This window comes from Lactobacillus sp. M0396, assembly GCF_016101625.1.
Classification (GTDB): Bacteria; Bacillota; Bacilli; order Lactobacillales; family Lactobacillaceae; genus Lactobacillus; species Lactobacillus huangpiensis.
Genome location: NZ_JACFQE010000005.1, coordinates 84,561 through 110,231 on the forward strand (window position 1 = coordinate 84,561; position 25,671 = coordinate 110,231).

At 36.7% G+C, this 25,671-nt stretch carries 26 protein-coding genes; 22 read left to right on the forward strand and 4 right to left on the reverse strand.

What is annotated here, in order from left to right:
• Positions 1–60: 60 nt before the first annotated feature.
• Positions 61–861 (forward strand): ribonuclease H family protein, encoded by an 801-nt coding sequence (locus tag H3T43_RS07045; protein WP_198213542.1) that lies wholly within the window; start codon positions 61–63, stop codon positions 859–861.
• Here H3T43_RS07045 and H3T43_RS07050 read toward each other — a convergent pair whose 3' ends face one another.
• Positions 862–1,830, reverse strand: coding sequence for a DUF1002 domain-containing protein (locus tag H3T43_RS07050; protein ID WP_198213544.1), 969 nt, complete (start codon positions 1,828–1,830; stop codon positions 862–864).
• Positions 1,831–1,968: 138 nt separating this feature from the next.
• Between H3T43_RS07050 and H3T43_RS07055 the strand changes: the two genes are divergently transcribed.
• The 6 genes from H3T43_RS07055 to H3T43_RS07080 all read left to right on the forward strand — a co-directional run bounded on the left by H3T43_RS07055 (position 1,969) and on the right by H3T43_RS07080 (position 6,787).
• The gene (locus H3T43_RS07055) at positions 1,969–2,814 is read left to right on the forward strand and encodes a glycosyltransferase family A protein (RefSeq protein WP_198213547.1); all 846 of its coding nucleotides are present in this window, start codon (positions 1,969–1,971) and stop codon (positions 2,812–2,814) included.
• On the forward strand, positions 2,811–3,467 hold the full coding sequence (locus H3T43_RS07060) for an alpha/beta fold hydrolase (protein WP_198213549.1): 657 nt from the start codon (positions 2,811–2,813) through the stop codon (positions 3,465–3,467). Before H3T43_RS07055 ends, H3T43_RS07060 begins: the two co-directional genes overlap by 4 nt.
• Before the next feature lie 154 nt (positions 3,468–3,621).
• On the forward strand, positions 3,622–4,602 hold the full coding sequence (locus H3T43_RS07065; protein ID WP_187154831.1) for a ribose-phosphate pyrophosphokinase: 981 nt from the start codon (positions 3,622–3,624) through the stop codon (positions 4,600–4,602).
• A gap of 139 nt (positions 4,603–4,741) precedes the next feature.
• The gene (locus tag H3T43_RS07070; protein ID WP_198213551.1) at positions 4,742–5,425 is read left to right on the forward strand and encodes a TetR/AcrR family transcriptional regulator; all 684 of its coding nucleotides are present in this window, start codon (positions 4,742–4,744) and stop codon (positions 5,423–5,425) included.
• A gap of 11 nt (positions 5,426–5,436) precedes the next feature.
• The gene (locus tag H3T43_RS07075; protein ID WP_198213553.1) at positions 5,437–6,267 is read left to right on the forward strand and encodes a hypothetical protein; all 831 of its coding nucleotides are present in this window, start codon (positions 5,437–5,439) and stop codon (positions 6,265–6,267) included.
• 46 nt (positions 6,268–6,313) lie between these two features.
• Entirely contained in the window at positions 6,314–6,787 is a 474-nt protein-coding gene (locus H3T43_RS07080; RefSeq protein WP_187154834.1) for a nucleoside 2-deoxyribosyltransferase, read from the forward strand.
• A 66-nt stretch (positions 6,788–6,853) separates the two neighbouring features.
• Here H3T43_RS07080 and H3T43_RS07085 read toward each other — a convergent pair whose 3' ends face one another.
• Positions 6,854–7,852, reverse strand: a complete 999-nt coding sequence (locus H3T43_RS07085; RefSeq protein ID WP_198213555.1) for a CAP domain-containing protein — start codon at positions 7,850–7,852, stop codon at positions 6,854–6,856.
• A gap of 133 nt (positions 7,853–7,985) precedes the next feature.
• On the opposite strand from H3T43_RS07085, the gene H3T43_RS07090 reads away from it, so the two are divergent.
• The 10 genes from H3T43_RS07090 to H3T43_RS07135 all read left to right on the forward strand — a co-directional run bounded on the left by H3T43_RS07090 (position 7,986) and on the right by H3T43_RS07135 (position 16,698).
• Entirely contained in the window at positions 7,986–9,023 is a 1,038-nt protein-coding gene (locus H3T43_RS07090; protein WP_198213557.1) for a helveticin J family class III bacteriocin, read from the forward strand.
• 153 nt (positions 9,024–9,176) lie between these two features.
• On the forward strand, positions 9,177–10,262 hold the full coding sequence (locus tag H3T43_RS07095) for a D-alanine--D-alanine ligase family protein (RefSeq protein WP_198213559.1): 1,086 nt from the start codon (positions 9,177–9,179) through the stop codon (positions 10,260–10,262).
• 26 nt (positions 10,263–10,288) lie between these two features.
• Positions 10,289–11,068, forward strand: a complete 780-nt coding sequence (locus tag H3T43_RS07100; RefSeq protein WP_198213561.1) for a MerR family transcriptional regulator — start codon at positions 10,289–10,291, stop codon at positions 11,066–11,068.
• A gap of 133 nt (positions 11,069–11,201) precedes the next feature.
• Complete coding sequence (locus H3T43_RS07105) at positions 11,202–12,317, forward strand: YibE/F family protein (protein WP_198213563.1); 1,116 nt, start codon at positions 11,202–11,204, stop codon at positions 12,315–12,317.
• Entirely contained in the window at positions 12,314–13,084 is a 771-nt protein-coding gene (locus tag H3T43_RS07110) for a YibE/F family protein (protein ID WP_198213565.1), read from the forward strand. Before H3T43_RS07105 ends, H3T43_RS07110 begins: the two co-directional genes overlap by 4 nt.
• Positions 13,071–13,889 carry an alpha/beta hydrolase gene (locus H3T43_RS07115; protein ID WP_198213567.1) on the forward strand — a complete coding sequence of 273 codons (819 nt, stop codon included), beginning with the start codon at positions 13,071–13,073 and terminating at the stop codon, positions 13,887–13,889. Before H3T43_RS07110 ends, H3T43_RS07115 begins: the two co-directional genes overlap by 14 nt.
• 191 nt (positions 13,890–14,080) lie before the next feature.
• Positions 14,081–14,329, forward strand: coding sequence for a hypothetical protein (locus H3T43_RS07120; protein WP_052726843.1), 249 nt, complete (start codon positions 14,081–14,083; stop codon positions 14,327–14,329).
• 181 nt (positions 14,330–14,510) lie between these two features.
• Complete coding sequence (locus tag H3T43_RS07125) at positions 14,511–15,041, forward strand: hypothetical protein (protein ID WP_198213569.1); 531 nt, start codon at positions 14,511–14,513, stop codon at positions 15,039–15,041.
• Between the two features lie 43 nt (positions 15,042–15,084).
• Positions 15,085–15,672, forward strand: coding sequence for a TetR-like C-terminal domain-containing protein (locus H3T43_RS07130; RefSeq protein WP_198213570.1), 588 nt, complete (start codon positions 15,085–15,087; stop codon positions 15,670–15,672).
• 141 nt (positions 15,673–15,813) lie between these two features.
• Entirely contained in the window at positions 15,814–16,698 is an 885-nt protein-coding gene (locus H3T43_RS07135) for an SDR family NAD(P)-dependent oxidoreductase (protein ID WP_198213572.1), read from the forward strand.
• A 98-nt stretch (positions 16,699–16,796) separates the two neighbouring features.
• On the opposite strand, the gene H3T43_RS07140 is transcribed toward H3T43_RS07135, so the two are convergent.
• Positions 16,797–17,162, reverse strand: coding sequence for a hypothetical protein (locus tag H3T43_RS07140; RefSeq protein WP_034980791.1), 366 nt, complete (start codon positions 17,160–17,162; stop codon positions 16,797–16,799).
• A gap of 227 nt (positions 17,163–17,389) precedes the next feature.
• Between H3T43_RS07140 and H3T43_RS07145 the strand changes: the two genes are divergently transcribed.
• Entirely contained in the window at positions 17,390–19,921 is a 2,532-nt protein-coding gene (locus H3T43_RS07145) for a M1 family metallopeptidase (protein WP_198213574.1), read from the forward strand.
• A 139-nt stretch (positions 19,922–20,060) separates the two neighbouring features.
• Here H3T43_RS07145 and H3T43_RS07150 read toward each other — a convergent pair whose 3' ends face one another.
• Positions 20,061–21,272: a L,D-transpeptidase family protein gene (locus tag H3T43_RS07150; RefSeq protein ID WP_198213576.1), complete on the reverse strand. Its 1,212-nt coding sequence runs from the start codon at positions 21,270–21,272 to the stop codon at positions 20,061–20,063.
• 112 nt (positions 21,273–21,384) lie between these two features.
• On the opposite strand from H3T43_RS07150, the gene H3T43_RS07155 reads away from it, so the two are divergent.
• The 4 genes from H3T43_RS07155 to H3T43_RS07170 all read left to right on the forward strand — a co-directional run bounded on the left by H3T43_RS07155 (position 21,385) and on the right by H3T43_RS07170 (position 25,664).
• Positions 21,385–22,194 (forward strand): DUF4931 domain-containing protein, encoded by an 810-nt coding sequence (locus H3T43_RS07155; RefSeq protein WP_198213578.1) that lies wholly within the window; start codon positions 21,385–21,387, stop codon positions 22,192–22,194.
• Positions 22,195–22,302: 108 nt separating this feature from the next.
• Positions 22,303–22,917: an ECF transporter S component gene (locus H3T43_RS07160; protein WP_081945394.1), complete on the forward strand. Its 615-nt coding sequence runs from the start codon at positions 22,303–22,305 to the stop codon at positions 22,915–22,917.
• 180 nt (positions 22,918–23,097) lie between these two features.
• On the forward strand, positions 23,098–23,847 hold the full coding sequence (locus H3T43_RS07165) for an ABC transporter ATP-binding protein (protein WP_046331498.1): 750 nt from the start codon (positions 23,098–23,100) through the stop codon (positions 23,845–23,847).
• Positions 23,848–23,858: 11 nt separating this feature from the next.
• Complete coding sequence (locus tag H3T43_RS07170; protein ID WP_198213580.1) at positions 23,859–25,664, forward strand: FtsX-like permease family protein; 1,806 nt, start codon at positions 23,859–23,861, stop codon at positions 25,662–25,664.
• The last annotated feature ends 7 nt before the right edge of the window (positions 25,665–25,671 follow it).

Below are 25,671 nucleotides of genomic sequence, written 5' to 3' on the forward strand. Positions count from 1 at the left end.
TTAAAAATAGAACTACTTATATTTTAGCATTGACTGGGAATTTTAGTGATGGGGGAACATATGAAATTTTATGCAGTAAAAAAAGGCCGCAAGCCAGGCGTTTATCGCACCTGGGAAGAGGCTCGGAAACAGGTTGAGGGCTATTCTGGTGCTGAATACAAATCCTTCACCAAAATAACTGATGCCACTGAATATTTAGATTGGGACAGCGAAACAGTAAATCAAGTTTTTCAAAAAGACGAGGATTCATTACAAAAAGCCATTGCCAAGATTCAAAAAGAAAGTCGCAAAATCAAACAAAATTCTGCCATTGACAATACACAAAAAGTGGCAAAAGCAACTGATCAATTACTTCCAGCAGATTCCGGCAATTATTTTGCCACTATTTATACTGACGGCGGTACTCGCAATACCGGTAATTTTAAGGGTGGTCATGTGCGAGAAACCGATAAAGCTGCATGGGCTTATCTAATTGAATGGCAAGATCAGGGTCATAAAAGAACTGCTTTTGATTCAAACGGTGAATTTGGAGCTACTAATAATAAGATGGAACTAACAGCTTTAATAAAAGCGCTCAAAAAATTGCTCGAGTTGGGCTTTAATGAAAGACCATTATTATTTGTGTTGGATTCACAATACGTTTTAAATCCAATAACTAAAGGCTGGCTTAAAAGCTGGAAAAAACGGGGATGGACAAAAAGTACGAAAGGTGCAATTGCAAACCTTGAGTGTTGGCAGGAGCTTGATCAGCTTTTAAATAAATTTTCTCAGTCTAAATTCGAATGGACTAAAGGACACGCTAATAATCGCGGTAATGAATTTGTTGATCATACATTAAACAAATTTATGGACCAAATGTAATTAATTAAAATTAACAACAATCAGACCACTAAAAAGATTGCTGAAAAATGAAGTAATATTATGCCAAATTTGTTCAAACCAGTTACGATTTTCTGGAGTGTTTATTTTATCGAAAATTCCTTTGGCATTTTTCTTGATGTTTTTGGACAAAGCATCAGCCTGATCCTTAAATTTGTGATTTTTTAAAGCACCGGAATCACGGACTTCAATTAAGACATTAATAATCTGCTGTTTTTGATTATTATTAATGACGTCACCAAGATGATTAATATTGATCTGATTGTTTACAATATCATGAATTTGACTATCTGACACATTGTTGCCGATTTTACCCATTTCCTGTTTAGCGCCGGCAACTGCATTATTTAATTGTGCATCGCTATAACCGCTTTTATCCTTATTTTCCTTGGTAATTTTACTTAAGGTATTCATTTCATCTTGTGCCGCATTCACTTGATTTTGATTTAAATTTTCTCCAGTTTTGTTGTAGGCAGCATAAACACCTGCTAAAGCACCAGAGCCATCAATTGGAACAGCGCTGGTAACATAAATATTGGCATCAGAAATACCGGCAGTTAAAGCAGCATTTTTATATTGATCAGCTGTAATTGTTGTAATATTATTACGCCCCTGATAATCAAGGATGTGGACATTAATGCCATTACCTTGTCTTGCTTTTTCAATCATGGCACTGGACCAGACACCAGAGTGGGTGGTAAAGTTTGCACCTGAAGGATTAAGATATTTGACTAAATCCTCACCAGTAATAGTAATTGTTTGGTAACTACTGCCGTTTAGCGGTTCGCTGAGTGCTTTCAGTGTACCGCTTCTTTGAGAATCGGTTAAAGAAGTCCCAAGACAAACAACTGGTAATTCATCTGCTTTAACAGTTTGTGTGACAGCACCGCACATAAGCATACTAAAAAATAACAGTGTAATAATAGTTGAAATTGTTTTTGCTTTTTTCATAAAAAAATTAACTCCTTTTGACTGTTCCTAATTATACTAAATGCTAAATACAAAAGGTTAAATTATAGTTATGTACTACTTACTTTACGTTATTTTTAATATTTAAGATGGTATAATAACAAATTGAAGGAGGGAGCTATGATTCAGCAACCTGAATTAACTGTCATTATGCCAATTTACAATGTTGAAAAATATTTAGATCGGGCACTTGAACATTTAGCTAAGCAAGATGATCCGAATTTTAAGTTGTTAATTGTCAATGATGGTTCAACGGATAATACGCGAAAAATAGCAGAAAGCTATCGTGAAAGATTCCGTTACTTTAAGATAATAAACAAGCACAATAGTGGCTTGTCTGATGCACGTAATGTCGGTATTGCAAATGTCGATACGCCATATTTTACATTTCATGATGGTGATGACTGGGTAGATTCCGATTACACAGCATTTTTTGTAAATGCTTTTCATAACCATCCTGATGCTGCAATGGTTTCCTGTGGCTTTTGGCTTGACTACGAAACGAAACCAGACTCAATTCCTGTTACCAAAAAAATTGTCCAGGGTATGAAGGGCAAGGCTAGAACTTACCAGCTAATCAGCAACCCATTAGGCTCTTTGTGTGATAATCATTGTTTGGCTACTCCAGTCAAAGGCTATACCTGGAACAAGGGCTATAAATTATCTGTCGTGCGGAGGAATCATCTTCACTTCATGGAAAATTTGGCTTTCATGGAAGATCAGATATTTAATGTGCAATATTTGTCTTTAACTGAAGGCTTTTATTGTGATAGTAAACCTATATACCATTATTGGCAGCGTAAGGACAGCATGGTTCATCACTTTAACGCTAAAATGATTCCTGATAATTTTAAAGCTAACTATATTATTGCTAAGATCATTGTTCGCAGTTTGTGGCATGAGCATAAGAAAGAAAAAAATTCTAATCGAAGTTTGGTAGAAGCTAGTGAAAGAGACCAAAGATGAGAGAAAAAGTTAATGGTAACGAGCTTTATTACAGTAAGTTAGGCAAGGGTGCCCCGCTGCTTTTATTACACGGACATCATTTAGATGGTGGCATGTTTGACCAGATTGTTGCCCCGCTTTCTCTTTACTATGCGGTTTATGTTCTAGATATGAGAGGCCATGGTCTCAGTCAGGGAGAACCTGCCGAGCACTATCAAACAGAAGTTGAAGACTTGGCTGCTTTTATTAAGCAGGTGAATATCAGAGGCTGCTATTGTTTTGGCTTTGATGCCGGTGGTTTGGTGGCAATGATGCTTGCAAGTCAGGATCAAAATATCTTTAAAAAGCTCATGGTAGCCGGTGTCTTTGTAAATGGCAATGGTATCAAATCATATCATTATTTGACTGAAGGCTTTCTGCGCTTCTTGCGCATGAACCGTGATAGTAAAGTGGAATTGTCAGAAAGTTTCATGTCTGTTGACAGCTTGAAGGCAATCAAGATACCGACTTATTGTGTCGTTGGAGAAAAAGACTGGGTTAAAGTAGAACATGTTCGCTGGTACAGTCAAATTATTCCTCGAGGACAGCTTCTGATTATGCCTAGACAAAAGCATGAAGGTTATGCAGTTAGGAGTTTTAAACTGCTAAACTTAATGGAAGACTTTTTTAAGTAGTTTATTTAGTTTAAGAATATTTTTGTTTCAAACATAATGTTTAAAAGCCGATATTAGTTTCGGCTTTTTTGAATTTTTACTTTTCTAGGCACTGGGGACTTTTTTGGTTATAATAGACTTGCAAAGATTGTAATTTTTAAAAAACGAGGTAGTCATGAACAAGGAAGAACTTCTTCAAATATTGCACCCGATGAAGCTGATTGGGTTGGGCGGAAATCCCGCATTAAATGAAAAAATTGCGCAAATTTTGAAAAAACCGTTAATTGAAACTGCTGTGCAACATTTCAGTGACGGTGAAATTCAAGTTAATATTGGTGAAAGTGTCAGAGGATGTGATGTTTTCGTTATTCAGTCAATTCAGGATCCTGTAAATGAAAACTTTATGGAACTGGAAATTGTTTTGGATGCTTTGCATCGCGCTTCAGCACACAGAATCAATGTGGTAGTGCCATACCTGGCTTATTCACGTTCAGATACCAAAACTCGTTCGCGGGAACCAATAACTGCTAAACTAATAGCTAATTTATTACAAATTACTGGTCTGGATCACTTAATTGCACTTGATTTACATGCTTCGCAAATTCAAGGATTTTATAATGTGCCAGTTGATCATTTGCATGCTATGCCACTTTTAGCACAGTATTTTATTGATAATGGCATTGCTACCAAAGAGGAAGACGATATTGTAGTTGTTTCTCCGGATCACTCTGGCGCTAAACTCGCTCGTAATTTTGGCCAGTACTTTGATGCTCCAATTGCGATTGTTGATCAGCGTCATGCACGTTATGACGCAGATGTACATGATATGATTGGTGACGTCAAAGATAAAAAGTGTATTATTGTAGATGATTTAATTGATACGGGGTCGCGAATTTCTTCTTCAACTAAGTCCGTTTTAGCAGCAGGTGCAAAGAAAGTTTACGTTGCATCAACTCACGCATTATTATCACAAAATGCAACTGAAGTTCTGAATGAGTTGCCAATCGAACAAATAGTGGTAACTGATACAATTAAACATAGTCATTATCCAGATAGAATGGTTCGTATTTCAGTCGATTTGCTTTTAGCGCGTGGAATTAATTATGTATATAATGACCGTTCAATGCATTTGTTAAGTGAAAGCAAATTAAAGTAATTACGTAGATAAACGGCTTATTTTAGTATATGTTTCTTTAGTAAATACTATCAGCCAATAATATACCGGTGCATTTTTATTTATTTATTCAATATCATTGGTATAATTAAGGCAAATGTATAGGAGCTGAGAAAATATTATGGCACGACGTAAAAATTATAAAAGAAGACGTACAATTTTAAGTAATACTTTTCACTTAATTAGAGAAAATGGCATGGACAGTGTTTCATTTCAAATGATCGCAGAAAAATCTGGAATTTCCAAATCTTTATTGCAATCATATTATCCACATAAAGCAAGTTTAATTGCTGATGTAGTTCGGAATATTCTCAATACATTAGATAAGCAAGTGCAAAAGTTTAGTGTTAGCAAGGAAGTCGAAGTATGGGCTCGCGCTAAAGCTTTTATTTATACAATTGAAATGCTGGGTATTTATGATGAAGGTCTTAAACGTATTATTACTGAGGTATTTAAGAGTAACGAATCGTTAGATTTTTGGAGTAAAACTATCAACGACTGGTTGAAAGAAAAGCAGTTGTTTAATCACTTTGACTTTGATCCAAAAGAAGTTCGCATGGGGATTGCCTTTTCCGTAACTGGTGTAGGGCGTCTTTATTATGATAATAAACAATATGGAGTTTCTCCTGAAGAGATAGCTGATTATGGTACCAAAGCATTTATGTACAGTTTTTTACATTCCTCAAAACCAACTATTGAAAAGGCGCTTAAAGAGGGTCATGAGATTATTGAATCTACTGACATTAAGACCATTCATCATGCAATAGATACGATGTTTGATGAAGACAAGGAGATTGTCTGTTAGGAAGGAAAAATATGGCAAATGGCGTGCGAGATGGTTTGCACAGAATAAATCAAGAACAGAACAACCAATACAAACAGGTTCTGTCCTTTATCATCTTTCTGATTGTATCGCTAACCATGATTACCGCGACTTTCCTTAATCCCTTTTTTATGAAGGGACAAATTAGAAACAGTAGTAATGAAGCTGTAGTAGTCAGACAAATAAACAAGCATTTTGATGCATTAGCAGAAACAATTGGAGCTAATAAAAATGGAAATGCCAATCTGCTGACTACTAAGCAAACCCAACCAATTGCTGACCATATTATTGACTATACTTTGGGAACCCCCTGGTTCAAGTTTAGTAATATGAAATTGGCCAAGCAAATTTTACATGACATTGATTTAAACATTGATCAAGGTTCATCCAGTGATGCCCAGTTAGTACAAGAAAAATTAAAGGAGCAGGAAAACAATGCTCCATTTGATGTAATCGATACTTTTAATCTGAACACAATCACTCTTGGAGGCAATATTGCTTTTATCTTATTAATTGTTAACGTAATTATCCTGATAATGGCTATTATTAGTTTACGTTCATTAATAAGTGATATGAAATTATTTTTCAATTCAAAAATGCTGACTCACGAAGTTACCGCATGTGGTATGTGGGCAGGTTTTTGGTTAATATTAATTGCAGGCATATTGGCTATTATTCCAGTAATTTTTAATGTTGAAGGTTTAGCTGTATTAGGTTTTGTGTTAGAAATAAGCAGCAGTATCTTTTTGGACTTTGTTATTGTAGGAGTTGTTCTTTATATTTTAAGTGCAATTCCGTGGGAAATTAGCTCTCCAAACAATTAGGCTCTCTGTTTTAAAATAATTAATCGTTTTTTTAAAGGAAACACATATGAAAATTTATTTTGCAAATGCTCTGTTTTCACAAGCAGAAATTAATTATAACGCGCAATTGGCGGCTAAAATACGTCAAATAGATAATTCAATTGATTTATATTTGCCCCAGGAAAACGCGTCAATTAATGACAAACAGGCTTATGCTGATTCTAAAATGATTGCTCAAGCTGATACTGAAAAGCTGCTTAATAGCGATTTGATGATTGCCGTTCTTGACGGTCTCAGCATTGACAATGGTGTAGCGAGTGAAATAGGCGTAGCTTATGCAAAAGAAATTCCGATAATTGGTTTATATACAGATACTCGTCAGCAGGGAGCTACTAACCAAAAGAAGCTACAAGCTTTGACCCAAATTGCTGAAAACCAATTCCATTATGTTAACTTGTATACTACTGGCCTGATCAAACTTAATGGCACCATAGTTAATAATGAAAAAGATTTATTAGCTGCCGTAGCTAACTATATTTAAAATTAACTCAGTTCACATAATAAAACATACGAAACCTCGAAGGAAAATAATTCTTCGAGGTTTTTACTATTCTATTGACTTGTTTTGAAGTTGAAACAGCTTAAACGTGTAACTAGTTAAACCCGTAATTTTTACTTCATATTCGTGACCGATAACTAGTGGAACTGAGCATGGATAGTAGGTAATAATAGTTTCAAAATTGCCATAGCCTGTGTGACTATAATTGCGTACATTTTCTGCTTGATAAGCTTCACCAGTGTCTTTATCAGTTATGGTTATTTTTGGTGTGCCTTTATAAATTTTATTAGAGAGATAAATTGACCAGGCGATATTATCACCTTGTAAAAGCTCAATTGGAAAGACGCCACTATTGGGATAAGTTACTGTTTCTCGACTGGGAGTACGAAAGACATCAGCGGGGTTAAAAACTTTTTGAACAGAGTAGCGATACCCGTTTTTGCCATAAGCTGCACCTGCGCCTGTTGTAGTTAAGCGCGTTGATAACAGCCATGCACGGTGACCAGTGTCAGCGCCGGTCAAGTTATACCGATCAGTAATTAAGTCAGTGATAACTTCACCTGCAGTCTGGTCACTGGTATTAAAATTAAGATTGGCCTTGCTGGAAATGTCGCGGGCTAGTTGCCAAGTAGTTTTATTAATTATTTTCGGTCTTTTTTCGTAAGGCAAATTATGCTGATTTACCATTGGATTAGCATCGAGAGCGGCTAAAACTGCAGCAGTTTTTTGGGCAGCAATATTATCTTGAAAATTTTCTTTAACGGGAGTCAAATTGAATAATTTTCTATAATAGTTTGTATATGCCAATTGACTGTTAAGATAGTCCGGCACAAGTGCTCCCGACTTAAACTTGGTTTTAAACTGTGGCTTGTTTAAATAAAGATTATTAAGATTATAAATAGTGTTATCAAGTTGTGCATATTCCTGCTGCAAACGACTCACTTCATTCGTTTCACTTGGAGTGAGTTCTGCAGCGAAAACTTGTGTATTGCTAAAAGGAAAAGTGAAAAGCAAACAGAAGAGGGCAGAGTAAAATTTTTTAATCATTTAAGATGCTCTCCTTTCTTTAGCATAAATTATAAGGCAAAATAAAACCGAGTAGAATTTTATTTTTAAAATAATAATTATATTTAATAAATTGATTGAGTTTTTGGAAAAATTTAGTGAGGAAATGAAGATCTTGGCTAATAATGAAAAGATGCAGGCAGCACAAAACGTCAAAATTGCTCTGTTAAGCAAGTTGGACGATTGGGATGGGGTAACTGGATCAATAGATAAGGACTTGCGCCAAGTGGTAGTCCAGAAAACCAGCATTATTGACGGTTATACTTATGTTTTGCAACACGTAGCAGGAGACAACTTTGTTTATCGCGGCAAAAATGGCAACAATGTTTCTTTTAATAAGCAAATTCCAGTTTTGCATTTAACCGGCACCGCTGCAGGTCATACTCAGACGCTGGAGTATGCTGGAAGACCAGGGCAGTGGTTCGTTGGCACAAAGCCAAACGACTTAAACCCCATCTGGTCGACTTGGTCTAAACAAATTGCGCGCATAAAAATTCCGCATTATTTTAAGATAGCGGCTAATACCAAAATGCAACCAAGATTATCAAATTTAAATTATGCGGGAGCTGATTTAGGCATAGGCTGTGCAGGCAATCAATTTTCCCGCGTAGAAGCTGCAGTTTCACCAGATTTGCGTTATTTTCTGCTTGCATACGGTGATAACGACTATACCGGTTATTTTGCACTCTATTATTTAGCAGAAATTAATATGGCGCTTGATGAAGCTGCAACTGCAAGCAAATACGTTGATATCAGAACAATAAAAAGTATAGCCGCTTTTAAAATACCACAATTTTCTGGACGAGCTGGGTTAGTTGGTTCGCTGCAAGGCTTTGCTATTGACAACAACCGCACAATCTATGTTTCCAGTCAATTTGCAGACGACAGGCTCGGTCAAAATAGAAAAATTGTTAAAATTCCTTGGGGAGAAGTTGACCCTGCATTTTGGGAGTTGGTAAATTTAGCCAATGAAAGTAAAATGGGAATTCCGGGCTATTATACTGAGCTTGAGGGCATTCAACTAGCTACCACTAATGATCTTTACTTAACCGTAGCCTATCATCAGTCCTTTGATCCCACCGCTTTGGGCAAACATCCAACCAAAATCAATCAACTGTATGAAATAACTTGGGAATCGAATAGCAATTTTTAATATAGTGTAAATTTTTGCTTTATGATTTTGCTTTATACAAGACTTTTTGCTTATAATAAAAAATATTCCTAAAAAATTGTCTAATTTACAGTTCTTCGGGTTTTTCTTGCCGTATAATTAAAAGTTAGAAACAATGATTAAGAGGTAAAAATAATGACTAAGAAAACACAAGTTGGTTTAATTTTTGGCGGTAATTCATCTGAATACGAAGTCTCAATTATGTCTGGCCACAACATTTATAAAGCGATCGATCAAAATAAATTTGATGTCCACCCAATTTGGATTACCAATGATGGCTATTTAGCCAGTGAAGAAGACTCTTTTAAAGTCTTAAAGGATCCAAAATATACTATTGAGAATCCGCATGAAGTAGCCAACATTTCAAATTTAATTCAACTAAAGAATTTACCGGAAATTGATGTTTTCTTCCCGATTGTACATGGCAATTTAGGTGAAGACGGTTGTTTGCAAGGACTGTTCAGAATCTTAAACAAGCCTTTTGTTGGTGACGATGTCCTGGCTTCTGCCGTGACCATGGATAAGGAATTTACCAAGATTTTAGCACAGCGAGTTGGTGTTCCTGTAGCTGACTGGATCGCAATTAAGCGTTTTGAATATGAAGATGCTAATAATGTTAAACGTGATTATGACAAAGTGAGTGCAAAACTAGGCGGTGATCTTTTTGTTAAGCCGTCAAATCAAGGTTCTTCAGTTGGAGTTTATCATGTTACCAATAAAAAAGAATTTGATGAAGCTCTGGCTGATGCTTTTAGATACGATGATAAGGTCTTAATTGAAGAAACCATTCACGGTACAGAAGTTGAAACTGCTGTTTTAGGCAATGACAAGCCGATTGTTTCCGGCGTAGGACAAATTATTAATGCGGCAGGTACTTTTTACAGTTATGAAAATAAATATGATGATGATTCAACTACTACTTTGCAAATTCCTGCCAAATTACCTCAAGAAATTGTAGATAAGGTTAGAGCGAACGCCTTAAAAGTTTATCAAGTCACAGAATGCAGTGGCTTAGCCCGTGTAGATTCTACTTTGCGTGAAAGTGATCATAAGGTAATCTTAACGGAAGTTAATGCCTTGCCCGGGTTTACCAATATTAGTATGTATCCTAAACTTTTTGAAGAAGCAGGAATTTCTTATTCGGAATTAATTACCCGTTTGATGGTCAAAGCGCAGGAGCGTTTTGACCATAAGAAAAACTTGTTACACAAAATTGGTTAATTTAATTGTGCTGGGGAGTATATCTGATGAGCGAAGATAAGCATAATTTTGAAGAATTAACCGCGCCTTCCGCGACGGCTAAGAAATTGCACATTAGTGTTGCAACTTTACGTAAATATTCTTTGATTGTAGAAAAAGTTACTGGTAAACCGGATTACTACGCACGGACTAAGCAAAATGCGCGCTTATACAGTAAGCAGGATGTGCAGGATCTCGAAGATTTTCACCAATTAGCCCAGGATAATGGCTTAACTTTGCAAGAAGCCGCACAGCAGGTTTTTGCTGTTACTGACAAAAAAGACAAGCCTCAGCATATGGATAATGGCAAAAAGCAGGAGGTAATGTCTACTTCCCAGATGGTGAAATTACTGAATGCTTTGCAACAAACTATTGGTCAGCAAAATATAGCGCTGAGCAACTTGCAAACGCAATTGAACCATATTGAAAAGCAGAATAAAGAGCTGCTCAAAAAGCAAAAGCAATTACAGCAACCAGCAGCTAAAAAAACTAATGCTGAAGAAGACTTCAGCGTGTTACCTGATATTTCAGGAATTGTTACCGATAACGGTGATGACATAACTGATGTGCAGGAAATGCCAGAAACAAAGCCTCTAACCGCGGCCGAAAAACGGGCTCAGGTGGCCGAGGATGAAGGAAAATCAAGTGAGCAGATGCATGAAGAAATTTTAGCCAAAGCTAAGGAAAATGCTGAAAAAAGTGCAAATGCCAATGCCCACCGCACGTTAGCAGATATGCAGATCGAACCGGAAAAAACTCACTGGTGGCAACGGTTTTTGGACATGTAGGCACATAAAAAACGACTTTTGGTTAAAAGTCGTTTTTATAATATTTAAATTTTACAAATTTAGCTTAAAATTAATGTCTGATAACTGTTTTTAAGTTACAGTAGGTAAGTATAAATCGATTGGAATGATTTGATTGAAAAAAATTAAAAAACGCTACTTATTTGCGGTATTAATAGCAGTTGTGGGGTTGATTTTAACTACCTGCACCTATTTTGCAACAGATATTTATTCTAAAAATGATGTAGCTGTGGTCACGGACAGTAAAATCAAGGATACTTTGGAAGAAAAAAGTACAGATGTTTACGGCAACAAGGATGAAACCAGAAAACAAGTTCTTCATTTAAAAGTTTTGTCTGGTAAATTCAAGGGTCAAACCTACGAAACCACTAACATGTATTATCCATCACAGTTAGTCACACAAAAGTTTCGTGCAGGTCAGCGCCTGTTTGTCAGTGTCAAACACGGTGAACCGGTTATTCAGGATCCTAAACGAGACTGGGTTTTGGTTTTGGCAATGACAGTAATGTCCACGCTGATGGTGGCAGTCTCAGGTAAAAAGTCGTTTAGTTTAATTGCATCGATGATACTCAGCTGGGTAATTTTTTACCTTGTGATTATGCTGGATATTAAGCTAAATGGCTCCTATATCGTTTTATTATTTGGCTTAGCCGATATTGTTTTTTCATTTTTTAGTTTATTAGTTGTCCAAGGCTTTAACCGCAAGATGCTGGCAACGTGGTTGGCGACAATTCTAGGCACTTTTGTTTCTTTTGCATTATGCTACTTAATTATGCGTTTGACAGGAGAATCGGAAATTAAATATGAAACAGGAGATTATGCGACTCAGGATCCTCGTGGCATCTTTTTGGCACAAACATTACTGGGTATTTTAGGAGCCGTGATGGACGAAGCCACCGATATTATTTCCAGTCTTTATGAATTGATCCAGACTAAGGTCGATTTAACTGCCAAGCAGTTAATTCAAAGCGGACGCACAATGGGACAAGAAATAATGGGACCACTGATTAACGTTTTGGTATTAATCTTTATGTCAGAAGAATTGCCAATGACGATTATCTATTTGCGGGATAACAACAGCTTGCGTTCCACTTTTGGCTTCACCCTTTCCCTGGGAGTCACACAAAGTATCATTTCCGCAATTGGGATAGTTTTGACGGTGGTCTTTGCCACGGGTTGCAGCCTGCTGTTTTTAGAAGAGAAAAAGCGGAAAGCGGGGATTAGAAAATGAGTACCTTAACTGCCTTACTAATTGTGCTCGCAATCTTGATGACTGTTGTTGGCGGTGAAACAGGGATTCGCAGTTTCTTTAGTGTTTTAATCAATACTTTCTTATTAATTTTAGTTGCTATTCTGATTTCCTGGGGGATTAATATTCCACTTCTGATTTTAATTTTTGTCCCGTTAAAACTGGTAACCATTATTTTCTTAGGAACGCATGATTATCAAGTTGCTAAAAACTCTTTTTATTCTTCACTGATTGTGTGCCTGGCAACTAGTGTAATAATTATGGGTTTTGAATGGTTGGCACAAGCTGCTGGTCTTGGACCTGAAGCAGGTGAAATTTTGGTAGGATTGTCCCAGATGCCGGGGTTAAGCTATCCTTTAATTGCAGTTGCGGTAGCTATCTTTTCAACGCTGGGTGCTGTAGCCGAATCCGCTGTTGCTATGAGTTCAGGACTTTTAGAAATTAAAAAGCATAATCCAGATATATCATATGAGGATCTCAAAGCAAGTGGTGCTAAAATCGGCAACGATGTTCTGGGGACAGCTATGAATACTATTTTATTTGGGATGTTCGGCAGCTTTCTTTCGTTATTCTTATGGTATATTCGTTTGAATTATACGTTAGGTGAGGTATTAAACGAAAAAATGTTTGTCAATGAGGCTTTGATTATAATGTACTCTCTAATTGGTGTATTATTAACAGTACCATTAGCAACAACATTTTTAGCAAAAAATATGGTAAAAGTGGGGGAAGAAAATGAAAGTAAATGATTTAACGTTAACTAATTTTAACCAGCGCAAGTTCAATCTGCACACATACACCTTGGGTTCAATTGGTGAATTGGTAACTCCAAAACACCCTTTGGCTGTAGTAGTTCCAGGTGGCAGTTTTGACCATTTGTCTAAAAGAGAGGGAGAGCCGGTTGCCTTGGCTTTCAATAATTGCGGCTTTAACAGCGTGGTCATGGAATACAACCTTGTGCAAGACGAAGGTGACATTTATCCAGATGCCGGGCTTGATGTCTTAAGCACTGTTAAATACTTTCGTGAGCATGCGCAAGACTATCAGATTGATCCAGATAAAATAGTCACAATCGGCTTTTCTGCTGGTGGTCACGTTGCCAGTTTTGCCAACAGTATGGCTAACTCTGCAAAATATCAAAAAGAGTTTGGTTTTAAGAGTGCGGAAGTTCTGCCTAATAAGACTATTTTGGGTTATCCCTTAATTAATCTGCCTAAAATTGGCTTTGATATTCCAGAAGATGAACAAGATAAAGTACCCCAAGATGAATTTATTAAGGATAGTTCATTAGGTGTAACTGCAAATACTCCGGCAACTTTTATCTTCCATGCCTGGGATGATCCAGTTGTACTTGTAACTAATACGTTTGAATACGTGGAAGCCTTGCATAACAAGAAGGTTCCCTGTGAAGCCCATATATTCAATCGTGGTGGTCACGGTTTTTCTTTAGCTCGCAAGGACATGGTGGTTAAGGGTAGAGAATGGCAGGAGAATCCACACGCTGCCCACTGGTTCGAACTGGCACAGGAATGGCTGGCCAGTGAATGGCAATAAAAGGAGTACAGATGCTGTACTCCTTTTTGTTCGGTTTTTAGAAGATTTGATTATAAAATTATAATAATATTCATATTATAAACAAAAAATTTAAATTATTTTAAGCAAAGGCCTTGCATTTATTTTTAAAGGGTATATAATGCTGGTATTTAAATCGAAAGAAAGGACATGATTTTTTGAAGTTAACGAAAATGAAAATTTTAACGGCAGTTAATGGCTTACTAACTCTAAGCAGTCTAATCATGTTATTCTTTGGATTATGCAATCAAGTTAATGAGTCAAAGAATCTGCTAGAAGAGGAACAGACAATTTCGCTGAACGATAATAATATGATTATTTTGGCAGCTGTGGTTGCTTTGATGGTCTTCGGCTATGCATTCTTTGCTACTTGGTTAAAAGGTGAACCCGCAAAGGCTCATTTATTAAGACACAGAGCGTAAGATGATTAGAAAAGCTGGGCTGTACTTCAATGGTTGAAGTGCAGCTCAGTTTTTTTGTGTCTATAATAATTCAGTTTTGCTAATCTGATATTTTAAATATTCAGTTGCTTGTTTAACCGAAGATATTTATGATAAACATAAGTATTTGCACAATTAAGAACAAAGAAAAGGAAAATAATTAATGTGTCAGATAGAAGATGAAGTTTACGATCCGTTTTTACCTACTTTACTAATTTCTCTGCATGAGGAGTATGTCAAAGAAATTTTAACGGGTCAAAAAATAATTGAATATCGCAAGAGATTTTTTAAAGATAGTTTTCAAGCCTTTGTTTATACAACAGGCAATAATGGCGGAATTCAGTTATTTATCAAATGCGCACCTTTGATTCGCAACAATGCGGCAACATTAGCTCAGATAGGCCGAGAAATTCAAAATGATGATTATGACGAAATTTATGACTATTTTATGCCTAAAGATGATGGTTGTATTATTCCAATTTTAAAATCTTGTGCTGTTAAAAAGATTTCACTTAACCAGTTGCGCACTGTTTTGCCCCAGATTGTTATTCCGCAAAGCTACCTGTTTTTAGACCGGCCTGATAAAAAAGTCTTGCTCGACTTTTTATTAAAGCAGGAATATGATGATTTAATTGTTAACGAGTGGGATGAGCGCTTTGCAAAAATTAAGAAAATAGTGGCAAGTAACAAATAATTGCTGGAAATTTTTCTTATTGGGTTACAGTGTGGCAAATAAAATGAAAAATAAAGAGATTTCACTAAATACAAAAAGAGAATTTGCGCGGGCACTAAAGAAGTTGCTCAAAAAAGAGCCTTTAAATAAAATTACTGTTTGTGAATTACTTACTTTAACTAATAAAAGTAGACCTACTTTTTATTATCACTTTAGGGATGTACCTGATTTAATCAAGTGGACTGTCCAGGATGAGATAATTAATTTATTAGAGCAGTCAAAAGGTTATGAAAAATGGTATGATGATTTATATCAAATTTTTCAATATTTTGCTGTTAATCCAACCTTGGGACGAGCCATTTATGAAAATTTAGATATTAAACAATTTAATGCAATTTTTAGGGAACCACAAAATCGTATACTTCTTGGCTATATTGATGAAGTAATAAGCAAAGAAAAATTACATGTAAGTCAGAAAGACCGTGACTTTATAGCCCATTTCTTTACTGGTGGATTTACAGAAATAATTATTGACTGGCTTAATAATGGACAAAAAGAGACTCCAGAGGAAATGAGAGATATGTTTCGCAGAACGCAAAAAGATGTAATAGTTCATTGTTTAAAGATGGCTGATCAAAGTCATAAAAGCTAATTTGCCTAATAGATATGCGAAATTGTTAAATATCTAACAAACTGTGAATATTATATATTTTTATTTATACAGTAAGCGCTTAATATTGATGATGTAAGTAAGTTAGTTCAGTATTGAACAATTAAATAGAAAGGCTTGCACATGAAAGAATTTAAAGATAAAGTTGCACTAATTACTGGTGCAGCGCACGGATTTGGACGAGCATTGTCATTAGAAGCAGCAAAAAGAGGGATGAAACTTGCTATTGCTGATATAGATGATAAAGCGTTGAGCAAGGCAGAAACTGATATTAAAGATTTAGGCGCGGAAGTTATTAGCATTACTACTGATGTAACCGATGAAGATGAAGTTGATGCCATGGTCAAAAAGACAGTAGCTGAATATCATGAAATTGATTTATTGATTAACTCAGCTGGGATTGCGGTACCTGGTGGTATTTGTGAACTTCCTACTCGTGATTGGGAATGGATTTTGCATGCTGACTTAATGAGTCAGGTTTGGGCATTAAAACGCGTAATACCAATTATGCGTAAACAAAAAGATCATTGTGACATTATTAATGTGGCTTCAATTGCTGGGCTAGTTGCCAGTCCTTCAATGCCATCATACTTTGCTTCTAAGTTTGCGTCTGTGGGACTGACTGAGGCAGTAGAATATGATATGCAGGTGGCAAAAGCTAACATTAGCATGCACGTCTTTTGTCCTGCCTTTGTCCAGACAGACTTATATCATACTGAAAATCACAGACCAGCTAAATACACTGATAAGAATGATCCTTACTATTCAAGTGAAGCATTTAAGGAAGGTCAAGAACGTGCTAAGCAAGATATTGTGACGGGCATGCCAATAGATAAAATACCTGGAATTGTGTTCAAGGCATTAGAAGAAAATAAATTCTATATTTTGACTCACACAGGACTTAATCCAATTATTGTCTCTCGTGCAGAAAATATTCCAAGCGGTAAGGGACCAGATTTGAAGACCTTGGCACCGTTCTTGTCAAAGACTCATAATGAAGAAAATTAAATTTCTTTTGTTTTAACATCTAAATTCATATAAAAAATAGCCTAACAATTAGTTAGGCTATTTTTTATAATGGGATATTTGTATTAAAGAGATATTTATTAATACCAGTGGTGGGCTAACCAAAAGTTCTTGGCGTTAACCCATGAACCATAACGACCGTAAACGTATGTGTCAGCCGTTCTTTCTTGGTTCTTTTTAGAGTAATTACCGTTTAGGTAAGCAATATTTAGTTGGTATTTACCATAACAAACACCGTTGCGCGCGTAATAATTACCACCTGATTCACGCATGGCAATCCATCTTTTAGCTGCGCGTTCAGCTTTTGACTTTTTACGAGCAGCTTGTACTGTTTGTGTACACGAGTTATTATTGTTTGTTTCTATATTTATAGCAGTGACAAAACTAAATGAAAGCGCCAGTGCTGTAATTAACTTAAGTATTAAACTTTTACTGTTCTTCAATATATTTCAATCCCCACAATTAACTATATTAATTCTATGGATAATCATACACAGTCAATATGTCATTGTTGTTACAGAAAGAACACGCAACTCTTACAATATTTTTTAGAAATTTAATAATTCTGCCACTATTGAAAAAAGTAGAGCAAATATCTACTGCTATGAAAAATCATGTTATTTCCATATATGTCTGTTAAAATTGATAGTAACTATTATTTTAGGAGGTAAATATGGCTGCTAAACATTTTTATGAAACTTTTCACCCTAAACACTATGACTTGTTCATAGACATTAATCGGGCACAGAAAACTATTAACGGTACTTCAACAATTACAGGTAAGGCACTCGAAAATACTATTTTAATTAATCAGAAGTATATGAAAATTGCTTCTGTTACCAGTGCAGGCAAGGATGTGCCGTTCACTGTCAATGAGGACAAAGAAGCTATTGCTATTGAACTGGGTCAAACCGGTAAAGTCACAGTTGAGATTAAGTATTCGGCACCGCTGACTGATTCTATGATGGGAATTTATCCGTCATACTATCAAGTTGATGGTGTTCAAAAACAGATTATCGGTACTCAATTTGAAACAACAGCTGCGCGTCAGGCTTTCCCATGTGTTGATGAGCCAGAAGCCAAAGCTACTTTTTCTTTAGCACTTAAGTATGATGAGCATGAAGGTGAAACTACGATTGCCAACATGCCGGAAGTTAAAGTTAAAGATGGCGTGCACTACTTCGAGCAAACCGTTAGAATGTCCAGCTACTTGATTGCCTTTGCTTTTGGTGAATTACAATCAAAGATCACCGAAACCAAAGACGGCGTTAAAGTAGGAGTTTTTGCGACTAAAGCACATCAAGCAAAGGAACTAGACTTTGCTTTGGATATCGCAAAACGGGCAATTGAATTTTACGAAGAATTTTATCAAACCAAGTATCCGCTGCCACATTCTTGGCAATTAGCGCTGCCTGACTTTTCTGCCGGAGCAATGGAAAACTGGGGCTTAGTCACATACCGTGAAGTCGCAATTTTGCTTGATCCTGATAATGCTACTCCTTATCAGAAAGCGTATGTGGCAACAGTTATCGCTCACGAATTGGCGCACCAATGGTTTGGCGATCTAGTTACCATGAAGTGGTGGGATGACTTATGGCTCAATGAAAGTTTCGCCAACATGATGGAATATGTTTCAGTTGATGCTTTGGAGCCGAGTTGGCATGTTTGGGATAATCTTTATCAAATTTCTGAAGTGCCAGCAGCTTTAAAACGTGATGCCACTGATGGTGTCCAATCTGTTCACGTTAATGTGGAGCATCCAGCTGATATTGATTCGATTTTTGATAGTGCGATTGTTTACGCTAAAGGTTCAAGAATGCTGGTTATGGTACGGGCACTCTTAGGAGACGATGCTTTGCGTAAGGGACTTAAGTATTACTTTGAGCAGCACCAATATGGCAACGCTACGGGTGATGACTTGTGGAATGCTCTTTCGACAGCCACTGATTTAGATATTGGTAAGATCATGCATACTTGGCTTGACCAACCCGGTTACCCTGTTGTTTCCGCTAAAGTAAACACAGCTGGTCACTTAATTTTGAGCCAAAAGCAGTTCTTCGTTGGTGAAGGCAAAGAAGTTGGGCGCAAGTGGGCTATTCCTTTGAACGCAAACTTTGAGGCACCGCAGATTATGTCTGAACGTGAACTGGATTTGGGAGATTACAAAGAATTACGCAGTGCAGCTGGTCACGCTTTGCGTGTAAACGTAGGCAATAGTTCACATTTCATTGTCAATTATGATGAAACCTTGATGAACGATATTATGGCTGAATTTGATCAGCTTAAACCGGTAGATCAATTACAATTATTGCAAGATTTAGGACTTTTAGCAGAAGGCAAGCAAATCTCATACGCTGAAATTGTACCGTTGCTGCCGAAATTTGCGAATTCTAAATCATACATTGTCATTAGTGCCTTGTTATCTAGTATCCGTTCATTATTTAAATTTGTTACACCTGATTCAGCTCAAGAAAAAGATTTGAAGGCGTTTGTTAATAAATTAACCCAAGAGCAAGTTAAACGTTTAGGTTGGCAAGCAAAAGATTCTGATACAGATGATGATAAGAGAATTCGACCACTAGAAATAGCCTTAGCTTTGTATGCCGATAATTCTGCTGTGATAAAAGATGGTCACCAAATTTTTGTTGAGCACGATCAAAACTTAAACGAAATTGATGCTTCAGTTAGACCATATGTTTTAATGAATGAAGTTAAAAACTATAATAAGCCGGGTCTAGTTGATCGTTTGCTGAAAGAATATCAAGCTGCCATCGATCCTAACTATAAGGACGATCTTACTGATGGTATTACCAACACCAAGAATCCATCTGAAATCAAGGAACTTATTGAGAATTTTGAGAATGCTGCAGTTGTTAAGCCTCAAGATTTGCGCTCTTGGTTTGCGAATGTCTTAGCTAATCCAAAAGGCGAACAATTTGCTTGGGACTGGTTACGGGACCAATGGTCATGGCTGGAAAAAACAGTCGGTGGTGATATGGAATTTACCACTTATATTACTGTGGCTTCAAACATTTTCCATACTGAAAAGAGACTGGAAGAATTCAAAGAATTCTTTGAGCCAAAGGTTGATCAGCCGGGGCTTGGTCGTGAGATCAGAATGGATACCAAGAATATCGAGTCCAAGGTTGACGTGATTAATGCTGAAAAGGATGCCGTCAATCAGGCTGTTAAGGAAGCTTTATAAGTAAAAATTATTTAATATTTAAAATTGCAAAACCTGTTAACTAAAGCGAGTGTGAACTTGATATTAAGTTAACAGGTTTTTGCATAACAAAAAAGACAAGTTTTTTAAATTCTTGTCCTTTAATTTCTTATTAAATTACTTAATCATATACAATTACCGGTTCATGCTTGCTTACATTATGCCAAACTTGTTTTATTTCTCTAGGCTTAATATTAACGCAGCCGTGAGAACCCCCACGTAAATATGCTTTTTTACTCCAATCACCGCGCCAGCTCGCATCATGGAAGCCGCAACCACTTAAAGTAAACGGCATCCAGTATCTGACTGGTGAAGCATATTTAGAGCCGTCGTTATTGCGTCCGCGCAATACAGCATGACCTTGCTTATAGTGAATGTACCAAACGCCTTGCGGAGTCCGATTACCCTTAACGCCATCTCTCGTACCAGTGACAATGTCATTCAAATGTACGACTAATTTGCCATTTTTTACAATCCACATTTCCTGCTTTTTAAGTGAAACAACAATATAGTTATTTCCTATGCCATGATTGTTTTTATCATAGCCTAAGCCATAAGTACTATAACCCAGGCCATAGATGTAATCTTTACCATCAAGATTTTTAGTCCCGTTTAAAAATGCTTGTTCGACAGCGGCTTGAGCTCTTTTGACATGAACACCCCAGCCATAGCTTTGGTTTTTGACGGTAATTTTGGTTCCTGCAACTTTGTTGCCCTTTGGCACAGTGAACTTGTAGCTTTGGTGAATAGTTGAAACTTCCTGATCAATTTTATTGAGTTTTGCTGTTAAATTTTCTGAATTAAGAAACGAATATTTGCCTTTTTTGTAAATTACCTGATTAATCAGACTTTGAGCTTTAAGCTGATAGTCTTTGCCGGCTACATGGTAACTGACCACAGCGTGACTCACAGCCTGCAGTTTTTTATTGGCAGCATCTAAATCAGTATTGCGGTATTCATAATTTTGCTTATCTGGCATCGTTGTATGCTGCTTATTAAAGTAATTCGCAACTTCCTTTTTCTTAATCGTATCAATGTTAGGATCGCGTTCAATTGCAACTTTACCATTTTCTAGGGAAACGATATTGTTGGCTTTCCGATTAATCTTGGCTGTTGCTTTATTAATTGTTAAGTTTCCAACTTCAACTCCATAAATATTAACATTAGGGTTAAAATGATTAATAGCGAATGCTTTAGCCTGCTTTTGCGATTCAACGTGATTATTATATAGAACCACGCCAAATATAACTGCTAAAATCAGAACTATTCCGATAATAATCAGAAACATATTATTGCGGTTATTGTATTTTTTTAAATTTCTTTTTGATTGCATAGTTCTACCACCGTTGGAATTTTTTAAAAAATAATTGCGGTTACAGTTTACCATCTATTGCGGCTCTAGTAAAATGCAAGATTTAAGAAAATTTTTTAGGAGGGATTGCCCAATGGAAAATGATCCATTAGTGTTTGATGTTAACATAGCTAAAGAAAAGCCTAATTCTTACCGTAAAGTGAAAAACAATTCTGGTTGTCCCTTTTGTAATGTGGCGGAACTGACTAATATTATAAAAAGGCAGGGAGGGATGATTTGGCTTGATAACAAATATCCCACATTGCTGGATACTGTTCAGACAGTTTTGATTGAATCTAATAAACATGCGGGAGATATCACTACCTATTCACCTGAATATAATCGGGCTTTGATGCGCTTTTCACTGTCATGTTTTAAGCAAATGAATGATTCACCTGAGTTCGGATCAGTATTGTGGTACAAGAATTTTGGCAAAAATTCTGGAGGATCACTTGAGCACCCACACATGCAAATTGTTGGCTTGAAAAAGATGAACGGCTATAAGTATCTGCAGCCCAATAATTTTGAAGGCATTAGTATTTTTAACAACAACGGGCTGGAGGTTAACGTTGGCACCCATCCGATTCAAGGCTATATCGAATTAGATTTTAATCTGCTTGACGAAAAAAGTATTGATGACTGGTCTGACTGGATTCAAAGCGGAGCTAAATACATGCTGGAAGTTTTGTCCAATGGTCGCTGTGACTCCTACAATTTGTTCTTTTATCCGCGTTTTGATCAGGGGATTTGTGCGAAATTGATTTTGCGCTACACAGCTTCGCCATATTTTGTCGGCTATAAGCTTTCACAGGTAGATAATCGGGAAAAATTACTTATGGAAGCTGAAAAATTCAAGCGCTTTTTTGAGTCTGGATCAGTTTTAGAGAAAGGATTTAAAATATAGCTTTTATTGAAGTAATTATTGTTAAAACTAATACTTAGCAGAGATAATATTTGCGACAAATAATTCTAAGCAATATAATAGCAAGGTGTTTTTTTAAGGAGGACGCAAATGCGCAGAAAAGAAACTAAGAACCTGGCTATTACTGCCATATTTGTCGCAATCTTTTTATTGCAAACTTTCATTCCTAATATCGGTTATATTCGCATATTGCCAACTTTGCCGGCTATAACTACTATTCCTTTGACTGTTTCCATTTATTCTTTGCTTATGGGACCAATTGCCGGCACATTTTTTGGTATTTTCTGGGGTATTGCGCGTATGGTGCAGGCATATACGCAACCTGGGGATATTGTCAGCTTAATGCTCTTTCAAAACTTTGCGATTGCCGTAATTCCTAGTGTTTTGGCGGGTCTTTTTCCAGGACTGATTGGAAAATTAACTGCTAAAAAGAAAAATAGCATTAAAGAAGTAAGCTACACAGTTGCGGGAGCAGTGACTTCTTTAACTAACACTGTTTTTGTAATTCTATTAACCAGTCTGGTTTTCATGGGCAACTCTGCCAAACTGCTAGGCCATTTGGGCAGCTTCGCTCAGGGGACGCCTTTAATTACAGCGTTAATAATTGCCCTAGGTCTGAATGGTCTGGTTGAGGCAGTATTCACTGCAATTGTGACGCCAATTATTGTGACGCCGCTCAACAAGGTATTACGCAGAGTAGGCTAAGAAAATAGAAGTGTTTTTAAGAAAAACTTAATATTTTTAATTGACCGCTAAAAACAAGGAAAAAGTATTCAGATAAGTCTTTCAAAATCGGAAAGGCTTATTTTTTTATTGACAAAAGTTAGTAATAGAATTAGTGTATTAGATAAATAGTACAGAAGTATTGCGAAGAGGATCTTACAAATGACTGAAATTTTAAGAGTAGACCAAGTTACTAAGACATACGGCAAGCGTGGCGAAAAGCAGTATCAGGCTCTCAAAGGTATTAATTTCGCGGTTAATTCAGGTGAATTTGTAGCCATTATGGGCGCCTCTGGTTCCGGTAAAACAACTTTGCTTAACATTTTGTCAACTTTGGACAAACCGACAACAGGCAATGTTTTTATTAACCATGAGGATAACAGCACTTTAAATGCCAATCAATTAGCTGACTTTAGAAGTAAGCAAATCGGCTTTATTTTTCAAGACTTTAATTTGCTGGAAAATTTAACTAATCGTGAAAATATTGCCTTGCCTTTAAGTTTAAGGGGTATTTCTCCCAGAAAAATTGATCCGCTGGTTGACAAAATTGCAACTAGACTAGGCATCAAAGAAATCTTGCCCAAGTATCCCGCTGAAGTATCAGGTGGGCAAAAACAGAGAGTGGCAGCTGCCAGGGCGTTAGTACATGAACCTGCAATTTTGCTTGCCGATGAGCCGACGGGTGCCTTAGATTCAAAGAGCGCCCGCGAATTGCTCTATACTATGGCTGATTTGAATCAAAACGATGGTATTACCACTCTGATGGTTACGCACGATCCGTTTGCTGCCAGCTTTGCCAGTCGTATTTTATTTATTAAAGACGGCAAGATTGGTGAGCAAATGTTGAAAAACGGTCAGTCCAGACAAGAATTTTACCATCTATTAATCGACCACTTAGATACTGACGAATAAGGAGAACTAAAATGGTTTGGAAGTTGTCCTTAACGGGAATCAAAAGTCGTTTTAAAGATTATGCGGTTTTATTTTCCGGCTTGGTTGTTGCCAGCATGATCTTTTACATGTTCCTTACAATCACAATTAATCCTACTTTTATCAAAAATGATATTTCAGCACCAAGTAACTATGTTCGGTTCACTTTTGCCTTTGGTATTATCTTGCTGATAATCATTACCATGGTTTACCTTGTTTATGCCAATTCTTTTTTGTTGAGCATGCGCAAACACAATTACGGCATGTACATGATGCTGGGAGCTAAGAGTACCAAAATTGGGTTATTAATTTTTTTGGAAACTCTAATAACTGGCATTATAGCTACACTAGTGGGTATTGTGCTCGGATTTGGTCTGACTGCAATAGTGTCACAGCTGTTGATATCTCGCTTAGGGTTGACGGTGAAACATTTTGCTGTTGTTTTACCAAACGCTATCATTTGGACGATTATCTTTTTCATTATCATGTTCTTATTCGGAGCTTTGAAAAATGTCCGTAAATTAACCAAGACGCCAGTAATTGAACTATTACGCGATGACCAAAAGCCAGTTGCTTACAAACACCGGCCGGTCTTGCACTGGATTCAAGGAATACTTGGTCTGTTACTTTTAGCTGCAGGCTACTTTATTTTGGGTCTTCCAGGCGGTGCTATTTTATTTATTATTCCAGCAGCGCTGGTGACAATAGTCGCTGGTTCCTATTTCACATTTAACGCTTTTTTCAGCGCCTTAATCGGATTTTTGCTTAACCGCAGAAGCTTTTCTTATCATGGCATTCGGGTATTTACTCTAGGTCAGTTGAAATTTCGATTGCATGATTATACGCGAATTTTGACAGTTGTTTCATTGCTTTTTGCCTTGGCACTTGGAGCTATTACTGTAGGGCTTAACTTCAGCACGCTCAGTGAGCAACTTGAAGACAATTTTTATTATGACACTACTATTATCAGTGACTCTCCCAAAGTTGAGCAGGCTAAAAATAAACTGACGATTACTCGTGAGCAAACTTATCATTATAAAGAACAGGGTAAATATTTGTATTTTAACCGCAGTGAATTTAACAATAACTTAGTCAAAAACGTCAAGTTTTACATGAAAAATGGCAAACCGGCATACAAGAAGGTCAATTTGCCTACTGAAAAATTGGATGTCCCAGCAACATACGCTAATAATGCCTTTGGCGCTATGGTTCCTGATGGTATTGCTAAAATTATTCGCCTGGTTCCACCTAAAAAATGGACCGAGAAAAAAGGACAAGACAAGTTTGTCAGCTTTGTAAAAGTGAAAAACTTTGATCAGGATTTCCCCACCATCTTAAAATTGCAGAAACAACAACTGAAGGAAAATTCTGCTTATTCGTATATTTATACTTCCAGCAAGGCAGGCAGTTACCAGTTAATCAAGAATTTCAGCAGCGGTTTTGAATTTATGGGCTTCTTTTTAGGCTTCGCTTTCCTGACCATGCTGGCTTCAACCTTAATGTTCAAGGTCTTAAGTGGCGCAGCTAGTGACAAGGTTCGTTACCAAATGTTATTTGAAATTGGCACAAGGGCAAAAGTTTTGCGTCAATCTATTAAAAATGAAATTGGAGTGCTGTTTCTTCTGCCCGGCGTATTAGGCGTAATCGATGTGCTCTTTGGGTTGAGACTATTTAAGTTGCTCTTGCCACACCCATACCAGAACTTATGGATTCCTTTTACAATTTTTATCGTGCTATACCTGATTTATTACTTATTAACCGTAAAACTATATGAAAAAATCGTCCTGGAACGTGAGTAAAATTGGA

Coding starts and splice junctions, on each gene's coding strand:
- H3T43_RS07075 (WP_198213553.1), top strand. CDS start 5,437: ATGGCAAATGGCGTGCGAGATGGTTTGCACAGAATAAATCAAGAACAG.
- H3T43_RS07050 (WP_198213544.1), bottom strand. CDS start 1,830: ATGAAAAAAGCAAAAACAATTTCAACTATTATTACACTGTTATTTTTT.
- H3T43_RS07095 (WP_198213559.1), top strand. CDS start 9,177: ATGACTAAGAAAACACAAGTTGGTTTAATTTTTGGCGGTAATTCATCT.
- H3T43_RS07160 (WP_081945394.1), top strand. CDS start 22,303: ATGCGCAGAAAAGAAACTAAGAACCTGGCTATTACTGCCATATTTGTC.
- H3T43_RS07135 (WP_198213572.1), top strand. CDS start 15,814: ATGAAAGAATTTAAAGATAAAGTTGCACTAATTACTGGTGCAGCGCAC.
- H3T43_RS07060 (WP_198213549.1), top strand. CDS start 2,811: ATGAGAGAAAAAGTTAATGGTAACGAGCTTTATTACAGTAAGTTAGGC.
- H3T43_RS07125 (WP_198213569.1), top strand. CDS start 14,511: ATGTGTCAGATAGAAGATGAAGTTTACGATCCGTTTTTACCTACTTTA.
- H3T43_RS07130 (WP_198213570.1), top strand. CDS start 15,085: ATGAAAAATAAAGAGATTTCACTAAATACAAAAAGAGAATTTGCGCGG.
- H3T43_RS07115 (WP_198213567.1), top strand. CDS start 13,071: ATGAAAGTAAATGATTTAACGTTAACTAATTTTAACCAGCGCAAGTTC.
- H3T43_RS07100 (WP_198213561.1), top strand. CDS start 10,289: ATGAGCGAAGATAAGCATAATTTTGAAGAATTAACCGCGCCTTCCGCG.
- H3T43_RS07165 (WP_046331498.1), top strand. CDS start 23,098: ATGACTGAAATTTTAAGAGTAGACCAAGTTACTAAGACATACGGCAAG.
- H3T43_RS07155 (WP_198213578.1), top strand. CDS start 21,385: ATGGAAAATGATCCATTAGTGTTTGATGTTAACATAGCTAAAGAAAAG.
- H3T43_RS07045 (WP_198213542.1), top strand. CDS start 61: ATGAAATTTTATGCAGTAAAAAAAGGCCGCAAGCCAGGCGTTTATCGC.
- H3T43_RS07145 (WP_198213574.1), top strand. CDS start 17,390: ATGGCTGCTAAACATTTTTATGAAACTTTTCACCCTAAACACTATGAC.
- H3T43_RS07085 (WP_198213555.1), bottom strand. CDS start 7,852: ATGATTAAAAAATTTTACTCTGCCCTCTTCTGTTTGCTTTTCACTTTT.
- H3T43_RS07120 (WP_052726843.1), top strand. CDS start 14,081: ATGAAAATTTTAACGGCAGTTAATGGCTTACTAACTCTAAGCAGTCTA.
- H3T43_RS07080 (WP_187154834.1), top strand. CDS start 6,314: ATGAAAATTTATTTTGCAAATGCTCTGTTTTCACAAGCAGAAATTAAT.
- H3T43_RS07110 (WP_198213565.1), top strand. CDS start 12,314: ATGAGTACCTTAACTGCCTTACTAATTGTGCTCGCAATCTTGATGACT.
- H3T43_RS07170 (WP_198213580.1), top strand. CDS start 23,859: ATGGTTTGGAAGTTGTCCTTAACGGGAATCAAAAGTCGTTTTAAAGAT.
- H3T43_RS07065 (WP_187154831.1), top strand. CDS start 3,622: ATGAACAAGGAAGAACTTCTTCAAATATTGCACCCGATGAAGCTGATT.
- H3T43_RS07070 (WP_198213551.1), top strand. CDS start 4,742: ATGGCACGACGTAAAAATTATAAAAGAAGACGTACAATTTTAAGTAAT.
- H3T43_RS07150 (WP_198213576.1), bottom strand. CDS start 21,272: ATGCAATCAAAAAGAAATTTAAAAAAATACAATAACCGCAATAATATG.
- H3T43_RS07055 (WP_198213547.1), top strand. CDS start 1,969: ATGATTCAGCAACCTGAATTAACTGTCATTATGCCAATTTACAATGTT.